Source organism: Brevibacterium sediminis, from assembly GCF_013623905.1.
Lineage (GTDB): Bacteria > Actinomycetota > Actinomycetes > Actinomycetales > Brevibacteriaceae > Brevibacterium > Brevibacterium sediminis.
Genome location: NZ_JABKDD010000008.1, coordinates 21,520 through 37,221 on the forward strand (window position 1 = coordinate 21,520; position 15,702 = coordinate 37,221).

Below are 15,702 nucleotides of genomic sequence, written 5' to 3' on the forward strand. Positions count from 1 at the left end.
CCCTCGGGACGGTCAGTCGTCGGAGTCGTCGCGGGTCTGCAGGAGTTCGTAGACGGGATTGTGTGCGGTGAGCACTCCGTCCTTGCCGCAGAACCGTCCTTCTAAGACGATGAGGGACCCGGGACGGATGCCGCTGATCTCCCGGCGTCCGAGGAACTGGGCGCGGGCTTCGCCGGTGCCATCGGCGACGGTGATGTCGAGCCTGGGGCTGTCGGCGCTGCACGACTGAGTGGTCGCTGAAACGACTCCGGCGATGCGTGAGGTCTTTCGCGCCTCCAGCTCTTCGACCGGAATGACCCCGGGGATCTGGCTGACCAGTCGCAGATCAGCCCGGGCCTCGGCCTCACGGGATCCGAAGTCGCGCACGAGGCGAGGGATGAGGTTCCGCATCAGCGCTCAGCGGACCTCTGTGATCTCGGGGCCGCGTTCGAAGGGGTTGAGTTCGTCCTCGTCCTTCTTCTCCTCCGCCTCGTCCTGGTCGACCTGCGGTGCGGTCAGTGCGATGAGCTCGCGGGGAGCCATCGCCTCCTCACCGCGATCGACGACGACTCCGCGGAAGAGTGCGGAGAGTTCGGCACGCACCTCGTCATCGGTCACGGCCTTGCCGGAGAACACGGCGCGGACGAACCAGCGTGGTCCGTCGATGCCGGCGAAGCGCATGGCGCGTTTGCCGGGGCGACCGGATTCCGTCTTCGCCGGAACCTCGATGGCCAGCTCCTTGCCGAGAGAGGTGTGCAGCTCGGTCGATTCCCCACCCTGTTTGGTCACGGATTCGGCGAGCTGACCGCGCACCGTGTTCCACAGGCCCTCGGAGCGTGGGGTTGCGAACGCCTGCAGCTGGATGCCTCCACCGTCGTGGATGAGGGTGACGGCCAGCACGCGCTGAGAATCGTCGTCCGTGTCCAGGCGCACCTGCATGCCGTCGACGACGGGCACCTTGAGCGCGCCGAGGTCGAGGCGGTCATGCTCCGGGTACTCCTCGGAGATGTCGAAGGGGCCATTCTCGGACCGGTCGAAGGGTGCGGACTTCTCCAGCCGCGCTTCTTCCTCGTCGACATCGTCATCGGACTCGGCCGCCTCTGCGGCGGACTCTGCCTCGTCGTCATCGGCGTCGTCGTCTGCACGATCGGCCGCCTCGGTGTCGGTGTCCTGAGCGTCGAGCTCATCGTCGTCGGTGAGTTCGTCGTCGGCGCGGACGTCGTCATCGGTCGGTGTGGATTTCTTGAACCGGGAGAACAGTCCCATAAGTCCTCACTTCTCCTTTTCGCTGAGGCCGGCGACGATTCCGCCGGTGGATCCGAATCCCCCGGCGCCGCGGGCGCTGTCTTCGAGGGATTCGACGATGTCGAAGTCGGCGTGGGCGATCCTCTGGATCACGAGTTGGGCGATGCGGTCTCCGCGCACGACGCGCAGCGGGGTCTTCGCGTCGAGGTTGATCAGCGGCACCTTGATCTCGCCGCGGTAGCCGGCGTCGATGGTGCCCGGCGCATTGACGACCGTGACTCCGTGCTTGCTCGACAGGCCCGAACGCGGATGCACGAAGGCCGCATAGCCCTCTGGCAGGGCGATCGCGATTCCGGTCGGAACGACACGGCGCTCGAACGGTTCGAGCACGAAGTCGATCGCCGAATGCAGGTCTGCACCGGCGTCGCTCGCATGCGCGTAGCCGGGCGCGCTCATGCCCGCGTCAAGGAGCTGGAGGTTGATCTTCACGGTTTCCGTCACAAAGATGCACTCTAACGCTCCAGCCTGAGCGTGGCCAAACTTCTCGCTATGGGACAATGGCCGCATGGCAACAACTCAATCCGGAACCCACGTGGTCTATCAGGAGAAGGTCCGCCCCTCGGTCGGCATGTGGATCCTCGTCGTGGTGGCCGCTCTGTCCACGGCACTCATGGTCATGCCCGTCTGGCAGCTCGGCACCATCATCCTTCCCGTCGTCAGCTTCGTCCTCTTCGCCTGGTGGCTGAATTCGCTGACGCTGACGATCATCGTCACCGAACGACAGCTGTTCGTCGGCGAAGCTCATATCGACCGCACGTTCGTTCCGGGTGCGGTCGCCTTCGACGGCGAGGAGGCCCGGCAGGCCCGCGGTGTCGATCTCGACGCCCGCGCCTTCCTCAAGATCCGCCCGTGGGTGAAATCCGTCGTCCGCATCGATCTCGACGATGAGACGGATCCGACCCCGTACTGGCTCGTCTCGAGCCGTCACCCCCACAAACTAGCCGCCGCCCTCACCCCCTGATTACTACCTGACGGCGGCCCAGCAACCTCGCGCGAGGTTGCTGGGCCGCCGTCAGGTAGTAAGGGGAGAAGAACGGACCGCGACCCTGTCGAGGGCGCGGTCCGTTTTCGGGTTTTCGCGAAGAGAAGCGATTCAGCCTGCACAGTCTGTGCAGATGGGGACACCGCCTTCTTCGGTCGCAAGCTGAGAACGATGGCGGACCAGGAAGCACTCCATGCAGGTGAACTCATCGTTCTGCTTCGGCAGGACCCGAACGGAGAGCTCTTCGTTCGACAGGTCCGCACCGGGAAGTTCGAAGCCTTCGGCTACTGCAGTCTCGTCTTCGTCGATCTTGCTCGCCTGAGCCTGGGAACGCTGGGCCTTGAGCTGCTCGATCGAATCGCTTTTGATCTCATCGTCTTGCTTGCGAGGTGCGTCGTAGTCTGTTGCCATATGGCCTCATCGCTCTCTGTCCGGAGGGGGTGCCGAAGAGGAGCATCTTCTCCTCTTCCGAGATGTGTCCCCAGCATTGTGCACTGTATGCTTGCCGTTGGCAAGATGGAATGAGCACCTGATGCGGTGATTCTCGTCACCAGCTTGTCCGCATGGACGGAGCACACATAGAGTTCACGAAATGCTCTGCAAGAATGCTTGTGATGGACAGCACCGACAGCACGCTCTGTCGGTCGAATACCGGGTTCGTCCCCTGTGGAGGCGGCCCGAGGAAGGACGGATCCACAATGAGTGAATTCGCTGATCAGCTCGACACACGAATCGATGATGTCCGTCATCGCATTCACGAGGCCCGTTCCGCCGGTGACGACTTTCTCGTCGAAAATCTCATCGACGACCTGCAGAACCTGATGGAATTGGCCGGACGCAACGATGTCGACACCGGTCCCATCGCCGAGGTGATCCAGGCCGAGACGGGAGCCCTGCCGGTCATCCCGAGTCCCGACGACTACTGAAAGAACACACGCAGAGAGAAGAACCCTCCCCCACCGATTCGGTGAGGGAGGGTTCATTCGTCTTCAGGACTCAGTTCGCCATGGCCCAGTTCGGATAGGTTGCACGTTCGATGCGGCCGCGGCAGCAGTCGATGCTGCAGGCTCCGCTGCCAGGCACCAGAGCCTTCGTCCCGGGCAGAGCCGGAACGTCGACGTCTTCCCCGCGCAGCTGAGCCACGCGCTCCTCGACGAGGTCGACGAGTCCCCTGACGAAGGCGACATGAGTGCCGACGGTGTCGACCCGGGTGAAGTCGAGACCGAGTTCCTCAGCAGTCTCCTTCGCTTCGGTGTCGAGGTCGAAAGCGACCTCCATATGGTCGGAGATGAAACCGATGGGCACGAGCACGACACCGGTCACCCCCTCCTCGGCAAGTTCGGTCATCCGGTCGTTGACATCGGGTTCGAGCCAGGGCACCTCAGGTGAGCCGGAACGTGAGCAGTAGACGAGTTCGGACGGAACACGATCGGCCTCATCGATGCGCCCCATGAGGTGGTCGATGAGTTCTTCGTGCTGGGCCCGGTATCCGTTGGTGGTCACCTCTGAGGCGTCCTGCATGACGTTCGGGATCGAGTGGGTGACGAAGAGGATCCGGTGCTTGGTCGAATCGATCTGCCCGACCTTCGACCGGAAATCGGCGACGCCGTCGCCCAGGCAGTCGGCGCAGGCGTCGGCGTAGCCGGGATGGTTGTAGAACTGACGGATCTTGTCGATCGAGACGTTGAGACCCTCGTCCTTGAGCGTGTCGATCGTCTTCGCGAAGTCCTCACGGTACTGCCGGCACGACGAGTAGGAGGAATACGCGGAGGTGTCGATCGAGAGGAACTGCGTGGCACCGTCCTGTGCCAGCTTGCGCACCTCGTCGGTGAGATAAGGATCCCAGTTGCGGTTGCCCCAGATCAGCGGGGTCTCGATTCCGCGGCGATCGAGTTCGTCGCGCAGCGCGGCCAGCAGCGCCTTGTTCTGGTCGTTGATCGGAGACTTGCCTCCGAAACCGAAATAGTGCTCCCCCACCTCCTCGAGCCGTTCCTCGGGAATCCCGCGGCCGGCGGTGACGTTGCGCAGGAATGGAACCACTTCTTCTGGGGCCTCCGGTCCTCCGAATGACATGAGGATCAGGGCGTCGATGGGTGCAGTCGTATTCACCTTCCCGATTTTACAGACTGTAGAGCCGCTCGGCCCGCTGTCCGCACAGTGAGCCGCGCCCACTCACGGTGCAGACGCCGACCGGAGGGTCCGACGCCCGCCCTCGCCGGTGTCGTGGCGACGCCGGCGGCGTGGTGGCGACGCTGTCGGAGCCGACGCGCAGGTTCCCCTTTCGCACATTTCTCGCACGTGCGTGGCCGGTCTCACAGAATCACCCCGCCGGCTCCCGATCTGCCCCGTGATTTCGCGACTCGCGCGGAAATCTGCCCGGCACGACGCGCCGAACGTGACACGATGCTTCTGAGACGCGACAAAGGAGCTTAAGGCAATGCGTGAACTGATCTTGAACGGAGTCAACGCAGACGGCACACATCTGCTGTTGAACGACGAGAACGGGCTTCAGTACCGAGTCGTCCTCGATGAGGCTCTCTTCGCCGCGGTCCGCAGGGACCGCTCCCACCCCAAGTCCGAGACTCCCGTGCGCCCGAAAGAGATCCAGGCCATGATCCGCGGCGGCATGGACGCCGAGGAGGTCGTGGCCGCCACCGGTGCCGACATCGAATACGTGCGCACCTACGAAGGTCCGGCGATGGCCGAACGCGAACGCACCGCCTACCTCGCCAGCCGCCATCCCATCTATTCCGATCATGATCCCAACGGCGAACCGACTCCGCTCATCGAGCTGTGTCAGGAACGCCTGGCGATGCGCGACGTCGATATCGAGACGATGGAGTGGGATTCCTGGAAGCAGCAGGACGGCAACTGGTACATCCAACTCAGCTTCACCGCCGCTGATCGTGTCCGCACCGCCAGCTGGCATTACTACCGCCGTTCGCTGACCCCGATCGACGACGAGGCGAAGTGGCTCGCCGATTCCGGTCCCACCGACACCGGACCGATCCCGAACTACGGCAGCGGTGCCGAACGACAGAGGACCACCGAGGAGGTCGATGTCCTCCCGGCGACCGATCAGTCGTCCGCGTCGATCGCCGCCGACGGACCGGTCCGGCCCACCGCCGGTTCGGCGCCGTCGCAGCAGGCCCGCGATCATCAGGCCGAGACCGGCCGGATCCTGGAGAACCTGCGCAAGCGCCGCCACGCCGAGGAAGAGCCGCGGACCCGTCTGCGTGCAGTCACCGAGGACCCCGAGACTCACCCACAGGGAGCGCACACCGCTCCAGGCCAGCCCGAAGCCGCCACCGATGACGAAGTCTTCGCCTTCGAAGATGCGGCTGCCTCGGCTGAGGAACCGCAGGAGCCGACCGAGAAGGTCGGCGTCTTCGACGACGAGAATCAGCTCTCCCTGCTCAACGAGCCCGGAGTGAGCGATCACGACGACCAGTTCAAGGACTCCGCCTCGGCGAAGGATACGAAGCCGAAGTCGAAGAAGAACTCGCGAGCCTCGATCCCGAGCTGGGACGAGATCATGTTCGGATCGAAGCGGGACTGACCTCAGACTCTCGAGTGTTCGCCCTCGGATCGCGTGAGCCGAGGTCCGCTGCACCCGGTTCGACTGTGCCGAGGTCGACGACCTCATCGCCGTCCGAGATCAGTGTCCTGTCATGGGTGACCATGACGACCGTGCGGTCGCCCAGGCTCCCACGGAGATCGTCGATGAGCAGCCGAGCCGTCTCATCGTCCAAGTGCGCTGTCGGTTCGTCGAGGACGATCACATCGGCTCCGGTCAGCAGGGTTCTGGCCACCGCCAAACGCTGTCGCTGACCGCCGGAGATCTCCGCTCCGTGGTCGCCGACCCACCGTTCGAGCACCTCTGCATCGGCCCAGTCGCTCAGCCCTGCCGCTTTCAGCACGGAGATCATCTCGTCGTCCCCGGGGACCGACCGCCCGGCGAGTGCGAGATTGCCGCGCACTGTGGAGCGGAAGACGTGTGCCTCCTGAGGGCACCAGGCGATTCGGCCGACGAGGTCTTCGGGTGAGCAGGTGAGCATATCGTGGTCGGTCCCGCTCCGGTCACGGGCGCGGTAGCTGCCGGACCAGGGGTCGAGGAACCGCAGGAGCACGCTCAGGCTCGTCGTCTTACCGGTTCCGCTGTCACCGCACAGCACGGTCCAACTGCCGCGTTGAGCTCTCAGGTCCAGTCCTGCGACGACAGCCTGATCGTCCCATCCGACGGTGATCTCATCGAATTCGAGGGCGTCGACGCCGACGAGCTCGACCGGGCCAGAGCGGCACGACGAGTCGTCGCTCTCGCCGGCCGTGGTTCCGGCAGCAGGAGCCTGCACTTCGACGTCGAGTCCCGAGTCCTCGGCTTCGCGGTCCGCCGCACTGTCCGCATTGGGCAGACAGTCCAGTGCCGACCCCAGGGCGGGCAGCTGGCGGAACGCTTCGAGTGCCGAAGCGAACACTTCGCCCAGGCCCAAGGCCATGAGGGAGAGCACCGCGACGATCTCGGTCGGAGCAACCGTGGACACCGCGAGGATCACTGCGGTGGTGAACGTGCTCAGCTGCAGCCACAGTTGGGCGAGCCCGAAGTTGCGGGCAGAGGCCTTCTGCTTCTTCTCGAGGTCGGCCTCCAAGTCGGCCAACAGGCCGAGGACCGCAGAGTCGACCCGGTTCGTGCGCAGGTCGTCCTTTGCGTACAGAGCGCGAGTGAGCACGGACAGGATCCGGTTGCGGTCCTCCCTGATTCCGTACGCCAACCGGCTCTCTGCCCGGATGACGAGAATCGGGACGATGACGAGGTTGACGGCGCCCACCAGGATGAACCAGACCAGTGACCTCACGTCGAGAAGTGCTGCGGTGATGCTCACGCCGATGACGACCATGATGGAGACGAAAGGCGGGAACAGAGTCCGGGGCACCAGGTCGCGGACGTCGTCGGCGTCGGCGACCATGGCGCGCAGCGCCGAATCCGAGGTCAGCAGCCGCCGATCACTCATGCCTACGCGCTCGAAGTGCTCCCACAGCCGTGTGCGCAGTTTCGTGAGCGCGGCGAAGATCGCCGAGTGGAGTCTCAGCCGACTGGCGTAGAGCAGCACGGAGCGGCTGAGCCCGAAGAATCGCACACCGACGATGGCGATCATGAGCAGCATGATCGGCGGCTGGTACGAAGCTTCGACGATGAGCCATGCGGAGACGGCAGTCAGAGCGATGGCCGCGAGGCTGGACGCGCAGGCGGTGAGCGCGGCCACCAGCATGGTCGGGGTGAACAGCGGCAGGCTCGAGCCCAGTATCGACCAGCGACGTCGCAGTGCAGCTGTCCAGGACTCGCCTCCGGAGTGCTGCGTCGAGACATCCGGGTGCCGCTCGACGTCGGACCGAGGCCCGGGCTCGCTGCCCGAACCCGTCCGTTCCGCCGGAGCGGGAACTTCAGTCCGCGCCCTTGTTGCAGGAACCTCGGCGGCGTCGGTTCGGGCCTGATCCGCGATCACGGTCGACTTTGATTCCGCTGGTGCACCGTTCTCTGCCGCTTCAAAGTGCGTCTTCTCCGGGCGGATCTCTGTGTCGGCCAGCGCGCGAACCTGTTCGTCATGGCTGGCGAGGATCACGCGGTGGGTGGCGGCCGCCTCGGCGATCATGTCGATGACGATGGCGGCATTGTCGGCGTCGAGGTGGGCGGTCGGTTCGTCGAGGACGAGCAGCTCGGCCCCGTCACCGAGGCGGTGCCGCACTCGCACGAGGGCCAGCCGACGCTGTTGGCCGGGGCTTAGCGCCGCCGTCTGCACACACAGATCGGTGGGCAGTTCGGCGGCGGACAGGGCCGTCCGAGCTTGGTCGTCGTCGAGTCCGAAGAGTGCCAGTTCGGCGCCGATGGTCTCGGCGAACATGAGTGGAGCCTGCGGCACGTAGGCCGCGCTCACCGGATCGGCGGTGGTGTGCGCGTCGGCAGGCAGACTGCCGACCAGCGCACCGAGCACGGTCGACTTGCCGGTTCCGGACCGGCCGCTGATCGTCGTCACTCCCGGCCGGGTGTCGATGTCGCCCGACCACGTGATGAGTGTGCCGTCGGCATAGCGAACCCACTGGTCCCCCGGCCAGCCGAAGGCATCGAGCGCGCGTGCCCCCGCAGCCGCCGACGGCGTCTCCGCATCTGCCGACCGTGTCTCCGACAGCAGCGACCGGGCTCTCTCACGAGCTTCGCGTCCGTTCTCGCTCGCATGATAGCCGGCCCCGAGCTCCCGCAGAGGGATGAAGCATTCGGGCGCGATGAGCAGGACCAACAGGCCATCGCCCAGCTCCATCGACCCATTGACCAGGCGCAGACCGATGACCACGGCCACGAGCGCCACCGAGATCGTGGCGATGAGCTCGAGCGCCAAACTGGAGAGGAACGCGATGCGCAGCGTCGTGAGGTTCGCCTGATGGTAGCGCTCCCCCAGTTCCCGCAGCCGGCGCGCGTGATCGCGAGAACGGCCGAGACCGATGAGGACGGGCAGCCCCTCGGCGAGTTCGGCCAGGTGATCCGACAGCCGCTCCAGAGCCGCCATGGTCTCGGAGGTCGACTCTGCCGTGTAGCGGCCGATGAGCACCATGAACATCGGCACCAACGGCAGGCACACCGCGATGATGACCGCCGAGAGGACATCGCTGAAGACGATGCGCACCAGCAGCACGATGGGCACCACCGCGGCCGCGGTCAGGGCCGGCACCACCGTGGTGAAGTAGTCGTCGAGATCGTCGATTCCGCGGGTGACCGTGACCGCCGCATTCGTCCGCGGGCGTCCCCGGCCGCGCAGCAGACCGGAGAGGATCGAGCGCCGCAGACCCTGTTTCGAAACGGCTGCCAGGCTGGTGCCCAGACTGCGGTCGAGCCAGAGTCCGCCGCCGCGCAGCAGCGCGCCGAGGGCGCCGAGGACCACCCACAGCCCGGGCGCGCTGTGGCCGATGATGGCTCTCACCAGGGCTTCGGCGATGAGGACGATTCCCACCGACCGGCACAGGGCGGAGAGCACCGACAGTGCCAACCCCCGCCGACCGGTGGGCAGCTCGAGCAGGATCGACAGGGGTGAGCTCACGATCGGATCGCCACCGGCAGCTTGTGAGCTTCGGGGATGTGGGTCTCGGCGATGCGGCCGAGGAACATCCGGTAGCTGAAGATCTGGTAGGCGATGATGATCGGCAGGATCACGATCGTCACGATGAGCATGACGTTCAAGGTGTAGTCCGACGAGGATGCCGCAGCGATCGTCAGCGAGTTCGCCGGGTCGATCGTCGAGGGCAGGACGTTCGGGAAGACACCGGCGAAGACGGCGGTCAGACCGGCGATGAGATAGATCCCGTGCAGGATGAAGGCGCGCTTCTCGGCACCGGCGCGGACCGCGACGAACGCGAAGATGAGAGCGACGACCGCAACGAGCACTGGCACGATGAGCCAGGTCCGCTGGGTGATCGAGGAGGCGAACCAGATGAGGAACGGAATCGCGGCCGGCAGCATGATCCGACCGGCCCAGCGCCGCGACCGCGCCCGGACCTCGCCCTGCGTCTTGAGACCGAGGAAGATGAGCCCGTGGGCCAGGGAGAAGCCGAGCCCGCCGAGTCCGCCGGCGAGAGCCGGCCACGACATCCAGGCGAAGGCACCGCCGATCATGTCGCCATGATCATTGAGCGGCAGCCCGATGGTCGTCAGTGCGAGCATCGCACCGATGCAGAAGGCTGTTCCGGCCGATCCCACGGCCAGAGCCCAGGTCCAGAAGGTCTTCCACCTCTCCGAGTGCCCTTTGCCGCGGTATTCGATGGCCACGGCGCGGAAGATCAGCGCGAGCAGGCAGATGGTCAGTGGAATGTAGAGCGCGGAGAACAGTGAAGCGTACCAGTGTGGGAATGCGGCGAACATCGCTCCGGCCGCGGTGATCAGCCAGACCTCGTTGCCTTCCCAGACCGGACCGATCGAGTTGAGCAGAACGCGCTTGCTGCGTTCGCTGCGGCTGAGGAAGGGCATCATCATGCCCACGCCGAGGTCGAAGCCGTCGAGGAACAGGTACCCCATCCAGAGCACGACGATGAGGACGAACCAGATTGTGGCGAGGATTTCCATCGTGACCTTCCCTCAGTACGCGAACGACAGGACGTCGTCGCCGTTGTCGGTGATCGTGGGTTTCGTATTCGTCTGGTCGAGTTCGGGCATCGCCGAGGCGACTCCCCCCTTGACGTATTTAGTGATCAGCCGCAGTTCGACGACCATCAGAATTCCGTAGACGGAGGTGAGACTGATCAGTGAGAACAGCAGCATCGCCGGTGTCACCTCGGGTGACAGCGCCGCCTGGGTGTACATGTACACTCCGTCGAGCTGAGCCGGGTTCGGTGCGACGACGAAGGGCTGGCGTCCCATTTCGGTGAAGATCCATCCTGCCGAATTCGCGAGGAACGGTGCCGTGATGGCCAGGACGAATCCGCGGCTGAGCCATTTCGACTCGGGCACCGTGCCCTTGCGGGCCAGCCACAGTCCGATGACGCAGACGCCGGCGGCCAGGGCGCCGAAGCCGATCATCATGCGGAAGCCCCAGTAGGTGACGATCATGATCGGCTGGTAGTCGATGGGTTCGCCGGCATGGTCGCCGTACCGCGGGTCGTCGGGGATATGCGTGCCGTAGCGCTCCTGGTATTCAGGCAGCAGCGTCGTCACACCGTGGACCGGGGTGTCGAAGTCGCCGTTGGCCAGGAAGGACAGCAGACCGGGGATCTCGAAGATGTTCTGCACTCCGTCGCAGTCGTTCGACGACGGATCGGCGATCGTGAGGACGGAGAATTGGGTGCCGTCGTGGCAGGCCGCCTCGGCGGAGGCCATCTTCATGGGCTGCTGATCGAACATCAGCTTGGCTTGGACGTCACCGGTGATCGAGACGCCGGCGAAGGCGAGGACCCCGACGATCGCGCCGATGCGCAGGGATTTGATCCACACCGCATGGTCCGTCTTGTCCCGTCCGGGAAGCTCCTTCGAGGAGCCCACGATGACTTTGCCGTCGGCACCGACGGTGTCGATTCCGGCCTTGCGCCGATGGTAGAGGTGGTACCAGGAGATGCCGAGGAGGAAGGATCCGCCCACTGCCAGGGCACCGAAGATCGTATGCGTGAATGCGGCGATTGCGGTGTTGTTGCCGAGGACCGCCCAGACGTCGGTCATCACGGGCCGGCCGTCGACCATTTCGACGCCGACGGGATGCTGCATCCAGGAGTTCGCGACGATGATGAAGTAGGCCGAGATCCATGTGCCGATGACGGCCAGCCACAGCGAGCCGAGGTGAACCGCCCGCGGCAGTCGGCCCCAACCGAAGATCCACAGGCCGAGGAAGGTCGATTCGAGGAAGAACGCCAGCAGGGCCTCCAACGCAAGGGGCGCGCCGAAGACGTCGCCGACGAAGCGGGAGTATTCGCTCCACGCCATGCCGAACTGGAATTCCTGGACCAGGCCGGTGGCCACGCCCATGATGAAGTTGATGAGGAAGAGCTTGCCGAAGAACTTCGTGCTCCGCAGGTACACCTCGTTGCCGGTGCGATGGTAGATGGTCTGCAGGACCGCCACGAGCATGCCGAGTCCCAGGGTCAACGGCACCATCCAGAAGTGGTAGACCGTTGTGATTCCGAATTGCCACCGTCCGATGAGGACCGGGTCCAGCTCCATGGGTGCTCCATTCAGGTTTCACGCGAGCAATGTTTCTACGTCACGTAGAATTCTACAGTCCGTAGAAACGCTGCCCGGGTGGTTTCATCATTCAAGACTCCCCATTCCAAGTATGCTCTCGGGCAAGCTCCCTGACCAGGGCCGCCCCTCTGCCGATACACACGCGCCTATGTGGAATTCGACAGGCTGTAGAGATATACTGGAGCGATCAGACCGACAAAGAAATTGAGGGCGAAAGAACTGTGGGAACACTGGGTGAACTCGAACGCAGCGTCATGGACGCCATCTGGGTCCACGACGACGGGTTGAGTGCCGCTGAACTCCGCGAAGTCCTCTCGGATCGCGAGCTCGCGCTGACAACGGTCCATACTGTCCTGTCTCGACTCGAGAAGAAGGGCTTTGTCACTCGCGATCGCAGCATCCGTCCGCATCGCTACGTCGCGGTATCGACACGTGAGGATCACGTTGCGGAGCTGATGACCGAGATGCTGTCTCAGGCACCGGATCGTCAGGCTGTCCTCGCTCGCTTCCTCGGCACCGTCTCGGAGGCCGACACCAAGGCGCTGCGCAATCTGCTCGGGCGCAATCACTCGACGCAGTCCTGACTCAGGCCGGTCACCTCAATGACCATCGTGGGAATCGTTCTGGCCGTGCTGGCTTTTCTGCTGGCATGGCCTATTCCTGCGGCCCTCGCGCGTTTCCGCGGTGACCCGATCTCAGAGGTCGTCCTCTGGCAGGCTGTCGGACTCTCCGGAGGACTCTCCCTCATCGGCGCTGCGCTCGCCTTCGCGGTCGCCCCGGGGACCACGAGTCTCCCGCAGGGACTCTTCGACCTCATCCGGGGCAAGGACCACACTCAGCTCTCACTCTTAGCCTGGATCTTCCTCGTCATCGCCGTGCTCCTCATCGGTCGGCTGCTCGGCTGCCTGGTCCTGACCCTCTATTCGGCTCGGCAGACTCGCCTGCGCCACGACGAGATCCTGCATCTGCTCAGCGAACCGTCGATCGCCTATCCCGACACGCGCATCATCACCACCGATGAGGCCGTCGCCTACTGCCTGCCCAAGGGGCCCCGGAAGGGCACTGCCGTCCTGTCGACCGGTCTGCTCAAGGCCCTCGACGAGGATGAGCGCACCGCCGTCATCGCCCATGAGCGGGCGCATCTGGATTTCCGGCACGATGTGCTCGTCATCCCCTTCGCCGCCTGGCATCGGGCCCTGCCGTACTTCTCGGCCACGGCGATCGGGTTGAACTCGGTGAATCGGCTCATCGAGCTCATGGCCGATGATCAGGCCCGCGACCATGTCGATCCGCAGATCCTGGCTCAGGCAGTGAGATCGGCCGCCGCGATCAGCCCCGATCACCGCAGTGATCTGTCCGCGCAGCGTATCCAGCGCCTGTCGCATCCCCTGGATCCGGCGCGGATCCCCGTGCGGCTGATGTCGATCGGATTGGCCGTTCTGCTGCTGCTCCTGCCGACCCTGCTCATCGTCACACCGTCCTCATTCGGCATCTGAGCCCGGACCGATTCTCGGTCCGGGCTCAGATCTGTCGGTGCTGACTCAGCATTGGTGCTGACTCAGCAGTCGAGGTCAGCTGTCGATGCGTTCGGCATCAAGGACGGCAGCGCCGGAGACGATGAATTCCTTGCGCGGCCCGACCGATGATCCCATGAGGAGCTCGAAGGTGTTCTCCGCCATCTCGGCATCCTCCATCGTCACTCGACGCAGGGTGCGCATGCTCGGGTCCATGGTCGTCTCGGCCAGCTGATCGGCATCCATCTCGCCGAGGCCCTTGTACCGCTGGATCGGCTCCTTGTAGGTCTTCTTCTGCTTCTCGAGCTTCTTCAGCAGAGCGTGGAGCTCGGCTTCGGTGTAGGTGTAGACGATGTCATTGGGCGTTCCGCGCTTCGTCACGACCTCGACTCGGTGCAGCGGAGGCACGGCCGCGAAGACGCGACCGGCCTCGACCAGCGGCTTCATGTACCGGAAGAACAGAGTCAGCAGGAGAGTGCGAATATGCGCTCCGTCGACATCGGCGTCTGTCATGATGATGACTCGGCCGTACCGTGCAGCGTCGATATCAAAGCTGCGCCCGGAGCCGGCGCCGATGACCTGGATGAGCGCTGAGCATTCGACATTGGCGAGCATGTCGGCCAGAGTCGCCTTCTGCACGTTGAGGATCTTCCCGCGGATGGGGAACAGCGCCTGATGGTCGGAATTGCGAGCGGCCTTCGCCGTACCCATCGCCGAGTCTCCCTCGACGATGAACAGCTCCGTGTTCTCCACCCCGTTGTCACGGCAGTCGTAGAGCTTCGCCGGCAGCGAAGAGGCTTCCAGCGCGGTCTTCCGTCGCTGGTTCTCCTTGTGGGTGCGGGCGGAGATGCGTGACTTCATCTCGGCCACGACTTTCTCCATGAGCACGGCGGCCTGCTGCTTCTCAGCACGCTTGGTCGAGGCAAGCACCTCGCCGAGCTGAGACTCCACGGTCTTCGCCACGATCTGTCGCACTGCCGCGGTGCCGAGGACCTCCTTGGTCTGCCCTTCGAACTGGGGTTCGGCCAGCTGCACGGTGACGACGGCGGTGATGCCGGCGAGCACATCGTCCTTCTCGAGCTTGTCCTTGCCGACCTTGAGCTTGCGTGCGTTGGCGTCGACGGCCTTGCGCATCGCCTTCAGGCAGGCCTGTTCGAACCCGGCGAGGTGTGTGCCGCCCTGTGGAGTGGCGACGACGTTGACGAAGGACTTCAGCTTCGTGTCGTAGCCGGTCCCCCAGCGCAGAGCGATATCGACGCCGACCTCGCGTTCGACTTCCTTGGACTCGAGGTGACCCGAGGAATTGAGGACCGGGACGGTCTCCTTGAAGGTGCCGGTGTTCTGCAATCGCCAGGTGTCGGTGATCGGCGGGTCGATGGAGAGGTGATCGACGAATTCGGTGATTCCGCCGTCGAACTTGAAGACCTCTTCGCGCTCCTCGATGACGGCGCCGGTCTCGTCACGGGCGGCACCGCGACGATCGACGATGCGCAGCTCGAGACCGGGCACGAGGAATGCGGTCTGACGGGCGCGTTCGACCAGATGCGGGTAGTCGAACTGAGCCTTGGACAGGAAGATCTGCGGATCGGCCCAGTACTGGACCCGAGTGCCGGTGGCGCCGCGTTTGGCCTTGCCGACGATGTCGAGACCGGTCGGCTCCTGGAAGGCCTCGAAGGGGTTGTCGGGGCTCGCTGTGCCGGAGGAGTCGTCGAAGCGTCCGGGAACGCCTCGGCGGAAGGACATCTTGTGCACCTTCGATCCGCGGGTGACCTCGACGTCGAGGCGAGCGGACAGGGCGTTGACGACCGAGGCGCCGACTCCGTGCAGTCCGCCCGAAGCAGCGTAGGAGGAGCCGCCGAACTTTCCGCCGGCATGGAGCTTGGTCATGACGACTTCGACGCCGGTCAGCCCGGTCTTCGGTTCGATGTCGACGGGGATGCCGCGGCCCTTGTCGGTGACGGCCACCGATCCGTCAGCGGCGAGTTCGATGAGGATCTCTGAACCGTGTCCTCCGAGCGCCTCGTCGACGGAGTTGTCGATGACCTCCCACAGACAGTGCATGAGTCCACGGGAATCGGTCGTGCCGATGTACATGCCGGGTCGCTTGCGAACCGCCTCAAGACCGGACAGGACGGACAGGTGCCTGGCGCCGTAGCTTTCGTCTTCCACACAATTCCTCTCGTTCGATTAAATTCTAATCGCTGCGCGCTCAG

14 protein-coding genes are annotated in these 15,702 nt (G+C 64.6%); 5 read left to right on the forward strand and 9 right to left on the reverse strand.

Annotated features, from left to right (window positions below):
- Positions 1-12: 12 nt before the first annotated feature.
- The 3 genes from HK108_RS11965 to dut are packed head-to-tail and all read right to left on the reverse strand — an operon-like array spanning position 13 to position 1,725.
- A complete protein-coding gene (locus tag HK108_RS11965) occupies positions 13-390 on the reverse strand; it encodes an OB-fold nucleic acid binding domain-containing protein (RefSeq protein ID WP_139469793.1) in 378 nt (125 codons plus the stop codon).
- A 6-nt stretch (positions 391-396) separates the two neighbouring features.
- On the reverse strand, positions 397-1,245 hold the full coding sequence (locus tag HK108_RS11970) for a DUF3710 domain-containing protein (RefSeq protein WP_181271704.1): 849 nt from the start codon (positions 1,243-1,245) through the stop codon (positions 397-399).
- A gap of 6 nt (positions 1,246-1,251) precedes the next feature.
- Positions 1,252-1,725 (reverse strand): dUTP diphosphatase, encoded by a 474-nt coding sequence (gene dut / locus HK108_RS11975; protein WP_229664113.1) that lies wholly within the window; start codon positions 1,723-1,725, stop codon positions 1,252-1,254.
- Between the two features lie 64 nt (positions 1,726-1,789).
- Here dut and HK108_RS11980 point away from each other — a divergent pair, with 64 nt between their 5' ends.
- Positions 1,790-2,245, forward strand: coding sequence for a DUF3093 domain-containing protein (locus tag HK108_RS11980; protein WP_139469790.1), 456 nt, complete (start codon positions 1,790-1,792; stop codon positions 2,243-2,245).
- A 132-nt stretch (positions 2,246-2,377) separates the two neighbouring features.
- On the opposite strand, the gene HK108_RS11985 is transcribed toward HK108_RS11980, so the two are convergent.
- A complete protein-coding gene (locus tag HK108_RS11985) occupies positions 2,378-2,677 on the reverse strand; it encodes a DUF4193 domain-containing protein (RefSeq protein WP_135541258.1) in 300 nt (99 codons plus the stop codon).
- Between the two features lie 287 nt (positions 2,678-2,964).
- Here HK108_RS11985 and HK108_RS11990 point away from each other — a divergent pair, with 287 nt between their 5' ends.
- Positions 2,965-3,192 (forward strand): hypothetical protein, encoded by a 228-nt coding sequence (locus tag HK108_RS11990; RefSeq protein WP_139469789.1) that lies wholly within the window; start codon positions 2,965-2,967, stop codon positions 3,190-3,192.
- Between the two features lie 70 nt (positions 3,193-3,262).
- On the opposite strand, the gene HK108_RS11995 is transcribed toward HK108_RS11990, so the two are convergent.
- A complete protein-coding gene (locus HK108_RS11995) occupies positions 3,263-4,375 on the reverse strand; it encodes a ferrochelatase (protein ID WP_181271705.1) in 1,113 nt (370 codons plus the stop codon).
- 328 nt (positions 4,376-4,703) lie between these two features.
- On the opposite strand from HK108_RS11995, the gene sepH reads away from it, so the two are divergent.
- The gene (gene sepH / locus HK108_RS12000; protein ID WP_181271706.1) at positions 4,704-5,825 is read left to right on the forward strand and encodes a septation protein SepH; all 1,122 of its coding nucleotides are present in this window, start codon (positions 4,704-4,706) and stop codon (positions 5,823-5,825) included.
- Here the strand turns inward: sepH and cydC are convergent.
- From cydC to HK108_RS12015, 3 genes are read right to left on the reverse strand one after another with little or no spacing between them, the layout of a single operon-like run.
- Entirely contained in the window at positions 5,800-9,351 is a 3,552-nt protein-coding gene (gene cydC / locus HK108_RS12005) for a thiol reductant ABC exporter subunit CydC (protein WP_181271707.1), read from the reverse strand. The two genes, sepH and cydC, sit on opposite strands and share 26 nt — an antisense overlap.
- Complete coding sequence (gene cydB / locus HK108_RS12010; protein ID WP_181271708.1) at positions 9,348-10,370, reverse strand: cytochrome d ubiquinol oxidase subunit II; 1,023 nt, start codon at positions 10,368-10,370, stop codon at positions 9,348-9,350. Before cydB ends, cydC begins: the two co-directional genes overlap by 4 nt.
- A gap of 12 nt (positions 10,371-10,382) precedes the next feature.
- Positions 10,383-11,954, reverse strand: a complete 1,572-nt coding sequence (locus tag HK108_RS12015) for a cytochrome ubiquinol oxidase subunit I (RefSeq protein WP_172169970.1) — start codon at positions 11,952-11,954, stop codon at positions 10,383-10,385.
- Between the two features lie 242 nt (positions 11,955-12,196).
- On the opposite strand from HK108_RS12015, the gene HK108_RS12020 reads away from it, so the two are divergent.
- Both HK108_RS12020 and HK108_RS12025 read left to right on the forward strand, forming a co-directional pair.
- A complete protein-coding gene (locus tag HK108_RS12020; protein ID WP_092013109.1) occupies positions 12,197-12,559 on the forward strand; it encodes a BlaI/MecI/CopY family transcriptional regulator in 363 nt (120 codons plus the stop codon).
- Positions 12,560-12,577: 18 nt separating this feature from the next.
- Entirely contained in the window at positions 12,578-13,471 is an 894-nt protein-coding gene (locus tag HK108_RS12025) for a M56 family metallopeptidase (protein WP_181271709.1), read from the forward strand.
- Positions 13,472-13,546: 75 nt separating this feature from the next.
- Here the strand turns inward: HK108_RS12025 and HK108_RS12030 are convergent, their stop codons facing one another.
- Complete coding sequence (locus tag HK108_RS12030; protein WP_181271710.1) at positions 13,547-15,658, reverse strand: DNA gyrase/topoisomerase IV subunit B; 2,112 nt, start codon at positions 15,656-15,658, stop codon at positions 13,547-13,549.
- Positions 15,659-15,702 lie beyond the last annotated feature (44 nt).